We start from the raw sequence: 11784 nt of genomic DNA, 5'->3' as shown, positions 1-11784 counted from the left end.
TCATGTCTCTACGCTGCACATTCATCGACCACGGCACGGGCGGCGCGCCCGATTGCCTGCGCCTGGCCGAACGCGAGATGGCCGCGCCCGCCGGCCGCCAGGTGTTGATCGAGGTCGCCTACGCCGGCGTCAACCGCCCCGACGTGCTGCAACGCTCCGGCTCGTATCCGCCGCCGCCCGGCGCCTCGCCCTACCTGGGACTGGAGGTCGCGGGCACCATCGTCGCCGTCGGTCCCGACGCCACGCGCTGGCAGGTTGGCGACCGGGTCTGCGCGCTGACGCCCGGCGGCGGCTACGCGCAGTACTGCCTGGCCGACGAGCGCCACTGCCTGCCGGTGCCGCGCGGCCTGGACCTGCTGTCCGCCGCCGCCATCCCGGAGAACTACTTCACCGTCTGGACCAACGTGTTCGAGCGCGCCCGCCTCGCGGCCGGCGAGAAGTTCCTGGTGCACGGCGGCTCAAGCGGCATCGGCCTGACCGCGATCCAGCTGGCGCGCGCCTTTGGCGCCGAGGTCTGGACCACGGTGGGCAACCAGGAAAAAGCCGAGGCCTGCCTGAAGGCCGGCGCGCAGCACGCGCTGATCTACCGCGACACCGACTTCGAGGCGGCGGTTCGCCAGGCCACCGACGGCCAGGGCGTGGACGTGATCCTCGACATGGTCGGCGGCGCCTACATCAACAAGAACATCCGCCTGCTGGCGGTGAATGGCCGGCTGGTGCAGATCGCCTTCCTGGAAGGCAGCAAGACCGAGATCGACGCCCTGCCCATCATGACCCGCCGGCTGTCGTTCACCGGCTCCACCCTGCGGCCGCGTTCCGACGACGACAAGGGCGCCATCGCCCAGGCGCTGGCCGACAAGGTGCTGCCGCTGATGGAACAGGGACGCTGCCTGCCGCTGATCCACCAGGTGTTCCCGCTGGAAGAAGCGGCCCAGGCCCACGCGCTGATGGAAAGCAGCCGGCACATCGGCAAGATCATGTTGAAGGTGCGGGCATGAGCGCGCGCTTCCAGGATCAGGTCATCATCGTCACCGGCGCGGTCGGCGGCATCGGTTCGGCCATCGTCGAGGGCTTCCTGGCCGAAGGCGGCAAGGTCGGGCTGATCGACTTCAATTCGCAGGGCGGCCAGGCCTACGAGCAGGAACTGAAAAAGCGCGGCCATGCCGTGACCTTCGTGCACGCCGACGTCTCGCATTTCGACCAGTGCCAGGCCGCCTACGACCGCATCACCCGCGACCTCGGCCCGGCCACCATCCTGGTCAACAACGTCGGCATCTCGCCCAAGACCGACGGCCGCGCGTTGAAGGTGTGGGAGATGACGCCGGGCGAATGGGACAAGGTGGTCGCGGTCAACCTGAACAGCGTGTTCTACATGACCCGCCTGGCCACGCCGCACATGGTGCGCCAGCGCCAGGGGCGCGTGATCAACATGTCGTCGGTGGCGGGCAAGGCCTATTGCGACATCGTCGCCGCGCACTACGCCGCCACCAAGGCCGCCCTGCTGGGCCTGACGCGGCACTGGGCCGCGGAACTGGGCGAGCACGACGTCACCGTCAACGGCCTGGCGCCGGGGCGCATCAGCACCCCGCTGCTGAAAAGCGTGCCCAAGGAGATCAACGACGCCGTGGCCGACGTCACCGCGTTGCGCCGGCTCGGCACGCCCGAGGAAGTGGCCGACGCCTGCCTGTTCTTCGCCTCGGACCAGGCCCGGTTCGTGACCGGGCAGGTGCTGGACGTGGCGGGCGGCTGGTTGATGACCTAGCTCGCCGGCGGGGCGTTGCTTTTCCTGGCCTGCGTGACGTCCGCCCGGAGGCGGACAGCCGCGATCAGAAGTCCATGCTGGCGCTCAACGAGAAGGTGCGCGGGCCGCCCAGCACCAGGTAGCCGTTGCCGGGGTAGCCGCCCACCGACGCCCAGTAGTTGCGGTTGGCGATGTTCTCGACGCGGGCGCGCAGCGTCACCACGTGGCCGTCCACGTCCATCATGTAGCGCAGGCCGGCATCGAAGCGGGTCCAGCCGGGCACCTTGAGGGTGTTGGCATCGTCCGCGTAGGACGCGCCGGTGTAGACCACGCGGCCGTCCACGGCCAGGCCCTGCACGCCGGGGATGTCCCATTCCGCGCCCAGGTTGGCCTGGAAGCGCGGCACGCCGATCACGCGGTTGCCGTCGATGGCGGTATTGCCGGTGGAACGCTGCTTGGCGTCCAGGAAGGTCAGGCCGCCCAGCACGCGCACGCGGTCGATCGGCTCGCCGAACACGGTCAGCTCGATGCCCTGGTGGCGGTCCTTGCCGGAGGCGGTGAACCGATTGGACGCGTCGTAGGCCGCGCGCGGCTTGTCGGTGGAGAACAGCGCCAGGCCCGCGCCCAGGCCGCCGCCGTCGTACTTGACGCCGACTTCCTTCTGCTTGGACACGTACGGCTGCAGGCTTTCGCCGCCGTTGGGCACGGGTTTGCCGTTGGCGTTGAGCGGCGCGGTATCGCCCGCGACCAGGGCCTCGATGTAGTTGGCGTACAGCGACACGCTCGGCGTCACCTTGAAGACGATGCCGGCGGCGGGCGAATTGCGGCTGGCGTCATAGGCGCCGTTTTCCGTGCCGGTGTTGTAGGCGTAGCTGCGCGAGGACAGGCGCTGGTGGCGGATGCCCAGCGTCAGCAGCACCTTGTCGTCCAGGAACGACATCGTGTCGCCCAGCGCATAGCTGCTCAGGCGGGTGCGGCCCTGCAGCGCCGGATCGTCCAGGTCGTTACCCACCAGCGCGCCGGCGCTGAAGGCGGGCCGGCTGTAGGTGGTCGGGTTGTAGAGGTTGGTCTGGAAGGTGTTCAGGTAGTCCATGACATACGCGTTCTTCTTCTTGAGATCGAAGAAGGACGCGGACGCGACGAACTCGTGGCCGACCAGGCCGGTGCGCACCTTGGCGCGCAGGCCCAGTTCGCCGGTGTTGACGCTGTCCTTGCGGGTATTGTCGAAGCGGTAGAAGTTGCCGTCGCCGGTGCTGCCGTTGGTCACGGTGACGTTGGCGAGCGAGTTGGCTTCGTCGCTGCGGCGCATGCCGAAGGCGGCCCAGCCGGTCAGTTTGTCGCTGAAGTCATGCTCGGCGCGCACGGTGCCGAACACGTCGCGCTCGTTCGAGTACGACCAGGGCTGGGCGAAGTTGGAGCTGGCGTCCGGCGCGTCCGGCACGCTGGTCACGCCGCGCAGCGTCACGTTCGGACGGGCGCGCTTGAGCTTGTTTTCCTGCCAGCCGATGTCGGCCGACAGGCGCGTATCGGCCGAACGCCAATCCAGGCCCAGCGACACCAGGCTGGTGCGCGAGTGTTCGTCGTCGATGGCGGTGTCGCCGCTGCGATTGGCCACGTTCAGGCGGATGCCGGTGCTGTCGCCGGGGCCGAAGCGGCGCGCGATGTCGGTGGATACCGAGAACTGGCCGCCGCTGGAGAAGCCGGTGGTGAAGCGCGTGAGCGGATCGTTCGGGGCGCGCTTGGGCACCAGGTTGACGGTGCCGCCGATGCCGTCGCCGCCGGGCGAGGCGCCCGTCAGGAAGGTCGACGCGCCGCGCAGCACTTCGACGCGCTCGAACAGTTCGGTGGCGATGTACTGGCGCGGCAGCAGGCTGTACAGGCCGTTGTAGGCCACGTCATCCGAGCTCAGGATGAAGCCGCGGATGAAGTACGACTCCTGGAAATTGCCGAAACCGCGCGCCACGCGCACGCCCGGATCGTTCTGCAGCACGTCGCCGACGCTGCGCGCCTGCCGGTCCTGGATCAGCTCGTTGGTATAGCTGGTGATGCTGAACGGCGTGCTCATGATGTCTTGCGTGCCCAGCAGCCCCACCCGGCCGCCACGGGCCACCTGGCCGCCGGCATAGGGCTGGGCCAGGCCGCCGGCCGAGGCGTCGGCGCTGGCCTCGACCTTGATCGCGTCCATCGAGACGACGGAGCCGTCGGTAGGCGTGGCGGATTGGGCGTGGACGATGGCGGTGTACGGCAGGGCCGCGACCACGCACGCGAGGGTTCGTAATTTCATATCGGGAGTCTGTAGGCGGGCGCTTCGCGAGAAGCGGAAAATCGCAAAAATCCCGATGGGGTCACGCGCGGGTAACGGCTTGCCACTCGAACTGCCGCAGAGCCGGTCATCCCGGCCTTGTCGAGCCCGTTCTCCAAGGGGTATTGAGATCGTGCGGTACCGATTCTAAATAAAACGGAATCATTCTCATTCCGTCCCCTATATAGAATTCTGTTTCCGTTGCTACGGAACAACGAGGCCCGGCCGGCCGCCGCCGGCCCGCGGCCTTACCCGGGAACGCCGCTTTCCTGGCGCAACTGCCCGAATTCCCCGGCTTCGTAGGCCGCCATGGCCTGCGTCAGGGCGCGCGCGTCCGCCATCACGAACGGGCCGCGCTGGATCACCGGCTCGTCGATGGCGGGGCCGGCCACCAGGATGAAATGGACCGGCGCGCCGGCCGCGATCACCTGCAACAGGCCCTCGCTGTCGGCCGAGGCGGCCAGCGCCGCCCCCGCCGGCAGGACGGCGAAGTCCGGGTCGGCGACCCGCGTGCTGGCGACCCGCGTGCGCCCCGGCGGCCGGAACGCCGCCACCGGCGACGGTTCGGCCGGGACCGCGTCCGGCGCCGCCCGCGGCGGCGTGGTCTGATGGCGCGCCCGCGCGCCCAGCTCCCCCTGCACCGCGTACAGCCAGGCGTTCCAGCCCGCCGGCAGCGGCACCAGGCGCGACGCGCCCGGACGCAGCCAGCCGTCCAGGATCAGCAGCGGCTCGGGCGTTTCCAGCGGCGCGTCCCAGCCGTCGAAACGGCCCGAGGCCACCCGCACCCGGCCGGCATCGCCTTGCACCACCGGCATTTCCCAGGCGCGCAGCAGCGACGTCGCCGGCGGCAGCGTCTTGAGCCGCTCCGGCAGGTTCACGAACAGTTGCAGGCCATTCAGCTGCGCCTCGCCCACCGGCTGCTGGGTATGCACGATGCCGCGCCCCGCCAGCGTCCAGTGCAGGTCGCCCGCGCGGATCTCGTGGTCGTTGTGGACGCTGTCGCGGCTGCGCATGACGCCGCGGCTGTCTTCCAGCAGCAGCGTCACGGCCGACATGCCGGCGTGGGGATGGGGCGCGAACGTCGGCCCGGTCATGACGAAATGGTCGACCAGCACGAGGGGCGACATGCCCAGGGGAAAATCGGTGTGGCGGAACTGCCGGATGGAACAGGCGTCGCCGACCGGTTCGAAGGGCCGCGCGACGGGGGGACTGAGACGGATGGTCAAGGATGTGCTGCCAGGTTTTTACGTGGCGCAGAGCTTATGGGTTCTGCCGCCGGCACAGTAGAGGCCAATTTCAGGAATAATTGTCCTGTTAAGTAGGACAATCACTCGCGTAAACCCCATGCACACCTATCTCCATCATCTCGACGACCTGCTGCTCTTTAGCGAGGTGGTGGAGAAAGGCGGCTTTTCCGCCGCCGCCCGGGTGCTGAACATGCAGCGCTCCAAGTTGAGCCGACGGGTGGCCGAACTGGAGGCGCGCCTGGGCCTGCGGTTGCTCCAGCGCAACACCCGGCGGGTCTCGCTCACGCCCATGGGCGAGCAGATCTACGTGCACGCGCTGGCCATGGCGCGCGAGGCCCGCAGCGCCTTCGACCTGGCGGCGGCCATGGGCGACACGCCCAGCGGCCTGCTGCGCATGACAGCGCCATCGGCGCTGGCGGTGACGCTGCTGGGCGAGCTGGTGGCGCGCTTCTGCCTGAAGCACCCCGGCGTGCGGGTGCTGCTGGACACCCGCGACCAGATCATCGACCTGGTGGGCGAAGGCTATGACCTGGCCTTTCGCGCCCAGGGCGCCTCGCTGACCGATTCCCGCCTGGTGGCGCGCGAACTCGCGCCGGTGCCGCTGATCCTGGTGGGCACCCCGGCCCTGGCGCAGGCGGCGGCGCGCCATCCGCGCGAGCTGAACGCCCTGCCGCTGCTGGCCCATGCCACCCAGGACAGCCCGCAGAGCTGGCACTTCACCGGGCCGACCGGCGAAACCGAGTCGGTCGAGTACCTGCCGCGCTGCCTGAGCAGCAACCTGGCGGCGCTGCGGGAAATGGCCCGCGCCGGCCTGGGCGTGGCGCTGCTGCCCCACTACCTGTGCGCCGGCGCCCTGGCCAAGGGCGATCTGGTCCACATGCTGCCCGGCTGGCAGGCGGCGCCGGCCCGCATCTACGCGGTGATGCCCGCCCGCCGCGGCGCGCCGCTGGCCCTGCGCCGGTTCCTGGACTTCGCGGTGGCGGAACTGCCGGCGCTGCTGGGCTGAGCGGCGACGCCACGCGCCTGTAGGACTTTTTTGTTAAAAAAAGGGGACTTGCAGGGACGGCACGCCTGCTCCACAGTACGGGGTGGCGGCGCCGCCACGCAACCCGCCCCCGGGCGCGGGCCGGAACTTTGACGCGTCGCCCAGGTCTTATATAAGATATAAGACATACAGCCAATCGCGCCGCTGTCGCCCGGAATGACAAACGCGCCGAAACGCCTGAAAATGCCGGCTTTACGCGGGCAAAACCACGGAGTCCATCATGCCGCACAACACCCTCGACACACTCAAGAATTTCAAGATCGGCAACAAGTCCTGTCAGTACTATTCGCTGCCGGCGCTGGGCAAGTCCCTGGGCATCGACGTGCAGCGGCTGCCGGTCTCCATCCGCATCGTGCTGGAATCCGTGCTGCGCAACTGCGACGGCAAGAAGGTCACCGAGGAACACGTGCGCCAGCTCGCCAACTGGCAGGCCAACGCCAAGCGCGAGGATGAAATCCCGTTCGTGGTGGCCCGCGTGGTGCTGCAGGACTTCACCGGCGTGCCGCTGCTGGCCGACATCGCCGCCATGCGCTCGGTCGCCGACAAGATGGGCAAGAGCCCCAAGAGCATCGAGCCGCTGGTGCCGGTCGACCTGGTGGTGGACCACTCGGTCATGATCGACTACTTCGGCACCAAGAACGCTCTCGACCTGAACATGAAGCTGGAATTCAAGCGCAACCAGGAGCGCTACCAGTTCATGAAATGGGGCATGCAGGCCTTCGACACCTTCGGCGTGGTGCCCCCGGGCTTCGGCATCGTCCACCAGGTGAACCTGGAATACCTGGCGCGCGGCGTGCACCAGGACAAGAAGAACAACGTCTACTACCCCGACTCGCTGGTGGGCACCGACAGCCACACCACCATGATCAACGGCATCGGCGTGGTCGGCTGGGGCGTGGGCGGCATCGAGGCCGAGGCCGGCATGCTGGGCCAGCCGGTGTACTTCCTGACCCCCGACGTGGTCGGCGTGGAGCTCAAGGGCAAGCTGCGCGGCGGCGTCACCGCCACCGACCTGGTGCTGACCATCACCGAAATGCTGCGCCGTGAAAAAGTGGTCGGCAAGTTCGTCGAGTTCTGTGGCGAGGGCACGGCCAGCCTGTCCGTGGCCGAACGCGCCACCATCGGCAACATGGCGCCCGAGTACGGCGCCACCATGGGCTTCTTCCCGGTCGACGGCCGCACCATCGACTACTTCCGCGGCACCGGCCGCACCGAAGCCGAAATCGACGCGTTCGAGGCCTACTTCAAGGCCCAGGACATGTTCGGCGTGCCCGCCGCCAAGGACATCAACTTCACCAAGCTGCTGACGCTGGACCTGTCCACCGTCGCGCCGTCGCTGGCCGGCCCCAAGCGCCCCCAGGACCGCATCGAGATCGGCAACGTCAAGAGCACCTTCATCGACCTGTTCTCCAAGCCGGTCGCCGAGAACGGCTTCAACCAGCCGGCCGAGAAGCTGCAGCAGACCTTCACCACCAGCACCGGCACCAAGGTCAAGAACGGCGACATCCTGATCGCCGCCATCACCTCGTGCACCAACACCTCCAACCCCAGCGTGCTGCTGGCGGCGGGCCTGCTGGCCAAGAAGGCCGTCGAGGCCGGCCTGAAGGTGCCCAAGCACATCAAGACCTCGCTGGCCCCCGGATCGCGCGTGGTCACCGAATACCTGACCAAGACGGGCCTGCTGCCCTACCTGGAGAAGCTGGGCTTCGATGTGGCCGCCTACGGCTGCACCACCTGCATCGGCAACGCCGGCGACCTGACGCCCGACCTGAACGACGTCATCACCAGCAATGACCTGGTGTGCTCGGCGGTGCTGTCCGGCAACCGCAACTTCGAGGCGCGCATCCACCCGAACATCAAGGCCAACTTCCTGGCCTCGCCGCCGCTGGTGGTGGCCTACGCCCTGGCCGGCACCGTGACGCGCGACCTGATGACCGAACCGGTCGGCCGCGGCAAGAACGGCGACATCTGGCTGGGCGACATCTGGCCGACCACCGAGGAAGTCGAGGCCCTGCTCAAGTACGCGCTGGACCCGAAGGCCTTCGAGGCCAACTACGGCCAGGTCAAGAGCAACCCCGGCAAGCTGTGGGAGAACATCAAGGGCGTCACGGGCGAGACCTACAACTGGCCCGACTCCACCTACATCGCCGAGCCGCCGTTCTTCGAAGGCTTCGGCATGACGCCGGGCGCGATGCCGACCGTCAAGAACGCCCGCGCGCTGGGCGTGTTCGGCGACTCGGTCACCACCGACCACATCTCGCCGGCCGGTTCCATCAAGGAAACCTCGCCCGCGGGCAAGTGGCTCAAGGAAAACGGCGTCATGAAGGCCGATTTCAACAGCTACGGCTCGCGCCGCGGCAACCATGAAATCATGATGCGCGGCACCTTCGCCAACGTGCGCATCAAGAACCTGATGATCCCGGCGCGTCCGGACGGCAGCCGCTTCGAGGGCGGCGAGACCCTGTTCCAGCCGAGCGGCGAACAGATGTCGATCTACGACGCGGCCATGCAGTACGTGGCGGCCGGTACGCCCACCGTGGTGTTCGGCGGCGAAGAGTACGGCACCGGCTCGTCGCGCGACTGGGCCGCCAAGGGCACCCAGCTGCTGGGCGTCAAGGCCGTCATCACGCGCAGCTTCGAGCGAATCCACCGCAGCAACCTGGTGGGCATGGGCGTGCTGCCGCTGCAGTTCAAGGGCAACGACAGCGTGCAGTCGCTGGGCATCACCGGCGAGGAAACCTACGACATCTCGGGCCTGGAAAACGGCATCAAGCCGATGCAGGACGTGACGCTGACGATCACCCGCAAGGATGGTTCGAAGCAGGACGTGACGGTGCTGCTGCGCATCGACACCCCGATCGAAGTCGACTACTACCAGCACGGCGGCATCCTGCCCTTCGTGCTGCGCCAGCTGCTGGCCGCGTAACGCGCGAGCCTCAAAGGCAAAGCCCCTGGAACCGCGAGGTTCCAGGGGCTTTTTCATCGCCGAGCCGCCTCAAGATGAAAACGCCCCCCTCGGGGGGCAGCAAGCCGAAGGCGCGGCGTGGGGGCCCTTTTCATCGCCGAGCCGCCTCAAGATGAAAACGCCCCCGCGGGGGGCAGCAAGCCGAAGGCGCGGCGTGGGGGCCCTTTTCATCGCCGAACCGCCTCAAGATTAGGCAGGCTCACCGCGTCATTGGGCGACCAGTTCGACCCGGCGGTTCTTGGCGCGGCCGGCCTCGGCGTCGTTGGCCGCCACCGGCGCCAGCGAGGCCACGCCCCGCGCCGACAGGCGCGCGGCCGGGATCTTGTAGCCCGCTTCCAGCGCCTTGACCACGGCGTCGGCGCGCTTTTGCGACAAGTCCAGGTTGCCGGCCAGCGTGCCCTGGTTGTCGGTGTGGCCGACCACGTAGACCTTCAGCTTCGGGTTGGCGTTGAGCAGCTTGCCCATCTCGTCGAGCGCGGCCTTCGATTCGGGCTTGACCTCGGCCTTGTCGGTATCGAAGTAGACGCCGTAGACCGCGACGCGGCCCGATTCGGCCAGCGATTTCTGCATGGCGGCCATGTCCAGCACCTTGACCTGGCCGGTCTGCATGGGCTTGGTCTCGATCACCTGCTGGAACACCGGCGTGATGTTGTTGGAGTTGTCGTCCATCACATCCAGGAACACATAGATGTCGCCCGTGGGCGCCTCTTTCTTCGCCAGCACCGCGTAGTACTTGCCGCCGAAGGCCGCGTCGCCCTGCCCCGGCTGGCTGACCTTGCCGCTGTTCAGGACGAACGACTGGAAGTCGCCGCCGCACTGCTCGTCGCCTTTGCATTCGAACAGGGTCTTGAAGCCGCCGGCCTGCAGCGCGCCCTGGTAATTGCGATAGACCTCCAGCGCCGACTTCTTGCCGTCGATGCGATAGGCGATGCGCGTCAGCTTGCCTTCCAGCGTCAGGCCCTTGGCCTCGCTTTCGCGGGTGATGGCCTGGTTGGGCATCAGGGCTTCGTCGTAATCCTTGAATTCGTAGGCGCGGATCTCGGCGCCCGCGAAGCGGGTCAGGGCGGGATGGTCGCGCGAGCCCTCGACGTCCCCGGCCCAGGCGGACGATGCCGCCGCCAGCGTCGCGGCGGCGAAGGCCAGGCACGCGGATTTCACGATATGCGCATTCACGATCTCTACACTCCCGGCCGGATGGCTCCGGCATGCGTCCAGAACAGGAAAACGCCCGCAGCGCGGGCGGCTGCCATTATGCATAGCCGGTCCGGCATTTGGAACCGCATCGGGTAACCAAACGTTGGCCGCGGTGACCAAGGCCGACAGGCCGCGGCGAAGCGCGCGCGCTTTTGCGGGATCCGCCCGGGTCAACGGCCGCTGATCGCCAGGCTGATCCGGTGCACCATCTGCCGGATCGCCCGGTGGGCCGGGTCTTCGTTGAAACGCGGATGCCAGGCCTGCGAGATCACCACGGCGGGCGTGTCGAATGGCAAGGCGCGCATCAGCAGGTCGTCGCGCAGGTGCAGCGTCAGCAGGTCCGGCACGGTGGCGACCAGGTCGGAGTTGCGGGTGATCGCCAGCGCCTCGGCAAAGGAATACGTGACGGTGCTGATGTGGCGCGCCAGGCCGGCCTTGCCCAGCTCCACATCCACCGGGCCGCTCAACACGCCACGACGCGAGACCGTGGCGTGGCGCGCCTTGGCGAAGCGTTCGGGGGTCAGCTTGCGATGCCGCGCCAGCGGGTTGGCCAGCCGGAACACCGCGACGAAGCGGTCGGGGAACAGGCGCTGCCGCACGATCTCCGGCCCCATGTCCTCGATCACGCCGATGTCCAGATCGATGGCGCCCTCGCGCAATGACAGCACGTCCTGCTTGCCCTGCGAGATGAAGCGCACCGTGACGCGCGGCGCTTCCTTGGCCAGCGTGTCCAGCAGGGCCGGCCCGAGCGTGCTGACGGCGCCGTCGTCGGCGCGGATCGTGAACACGCGCCGCAGGGTCTTCAGATCGAACGTGGCATCGCGCGCCAGCAGTTCCTGCGCCTGGGCCACCAGGGCCCGCACGGGTTCGCGCAGCGCTTCGGCGCGCGGCGTCGGCACCAGGCCGCGCCCGGCGCGCACGAACAATGGGTCGCCCATCATGCGGCGCACGCGGTCGAGCGTGCGGCTCATGGCGGGCACGCTCAATTGCAGGCGTTCGGCGGCGCCGGTGACGCTGCCTTCGGCCAGCAAGGCATCGAGCGCGACCAGCAGATTCATATCCATGGATTGCACCCAACGCAACTATTACTTATCAGCTTGTCCATATACGCAACTGTAGCGCAGCGGCACCATGGCGGCCAGTTCAACACGGAAGCACGCCATGATTCACTCAACACGGTATCGCCCCGACGCCCGGCCCGTCCGCCGCGCGCGGTGGCGGCATGCCCCGCTCGCCGCCGCGCTGGCGGCGCTCGTCAGCGTCGCGGGATGCGCCAGCCACGGCGGCCTG

General features: G+C 68.2%; 8 protein-coding genes. 4 read left to right on the top strand and 4 right to left on the bottom strand.

The window, feature by feature from the left end; all coding sequences use genetic code 11:
* The first annotated feature begins 2 nt into the window (after positions 1 to 2).
* Positions 3 to 998, top strand: coding sequence for an NAD(P)H-quinone oxidoreductase (locus tag H0523_RS12105; RefSeq protein WP_054431900.1), 996 nt, complete (start codon positions 3 to 5; stop codon positions 996 to 998).
* Complete coding sequence (locus H0523_RS12100; RefSeq protein WP_054431901.1) at positions 995 to 1762, top strand: SDR family oxidoreductase; 768 nt, start codon at positions 995 to 997, stop codon at positions 1760 to 1762. The genes H0523_RS12105 and H0523_RS12100 overlap by 4 nt, the downstream gene beginning before the upstream one ends.
* A 64-nt stretch (positions 1763 to 1826) precedes the next feature.
* On the opposite strand, the gene H0523_RS12095 is transcribed toward H0523_RS12100, so the two are convergent.
* Both H0523_RS12095 and H0523_RS12090 read right to left on the bottom strand, forming a co-directional pair.
* Positions 1827 to 4025: a TonB-dependent receptor gene (locus H0523_RS12095; protein ID WP_054431902.1), complete on the bottom strand. Its 2199-nt coding sequence runs from the start codon at positions 4023 to 4025 to the stop codon at positions 1827 to 1829.
* Between the two features lie 266 nt (positions 4026 to 4291).
* Positions 4292 to 5269, bottom strand: a complete 978-nt coding sequence (locus tag H0523_RS12090) for a pirin family protein (protein ID WP_054431903.1) — start codon at positions 5267 to 5269, stop codon at positions 4292 to 4294.
* Between the two features lie 118 nt (positions 5270 to 5387).
* Between H0523_RS12090 and H0523_RS12085 the strand changes: the two genes are divergently transcribed.
* On the top strand, positions 5388 to 6296 hold the full coding sequence (locus H0523_RS12085) for a LysR substrate-binding domain-containing protein (protein WP_054431904.1): 909 nt from the start codon (positions 5388 to 5390) through the stop codon (positions 6294 to 6296).
* A gap of 259 nt (positions 6297 to 6555) precedes the next feature.
* The gene (acnA, locus tag H0523_RS12080) at positions 6556 to 9261 is read left to right on the top strand and encodes an aconitate hydratase AcnA (protein ID WP_054431905.1); all 2706 of its coding nucleotides are present in this window, start codon (positions 6556 to 6558) and stop codon (positions 9259 to 9261) included.
* Between the two features lie 246 nt (positions 9262 to 9507).
* Here the strand turns inward: acnA and H0523_RS12075 are convergent, their stop codons facing one another.
* Together H0523_RS12075 and H0523_RS12070 are read right to left on the bottom strand one after the other, a co-directional pair.
* Positions 9508 to 10458, bottom strand: a complete 951-nt coding sequence (locus H0523_RS12075; protein WP_231689778.1) for an OmpA family protein — start codon at positions 10456 to 10458, stop codon at positions 9508 to 9510.
* A gap of 206 nt (positions 10459 to 10664) precedes the next feature.
* Complete coding sequence (locus H0523_RS12070; protein ID WP_231689777.1) at positions 10665 to 11558, bottom strand: LysR family transcriptional regulator; 894 nt, start codon at positions 11556 to 11558, stop codon at positions 10665 to 10667.
* Positions 11559 to 11784: the final 226 nt, after the last annotated feature.

The organism is Achromobacter insuavis (genome assembly GCF_902859645.1).
GTDB lineage: Bacteria > Pseudomonadota > Gammaproteobacteria > Burkholderiales > Burkholderiaceae_B > Achromobacter > Achromobacter insuavis.
Note: the sequence above shows the minus strand (reverse complement) of the source record. Positions and strands in the feature narration are given on the sequence as shown.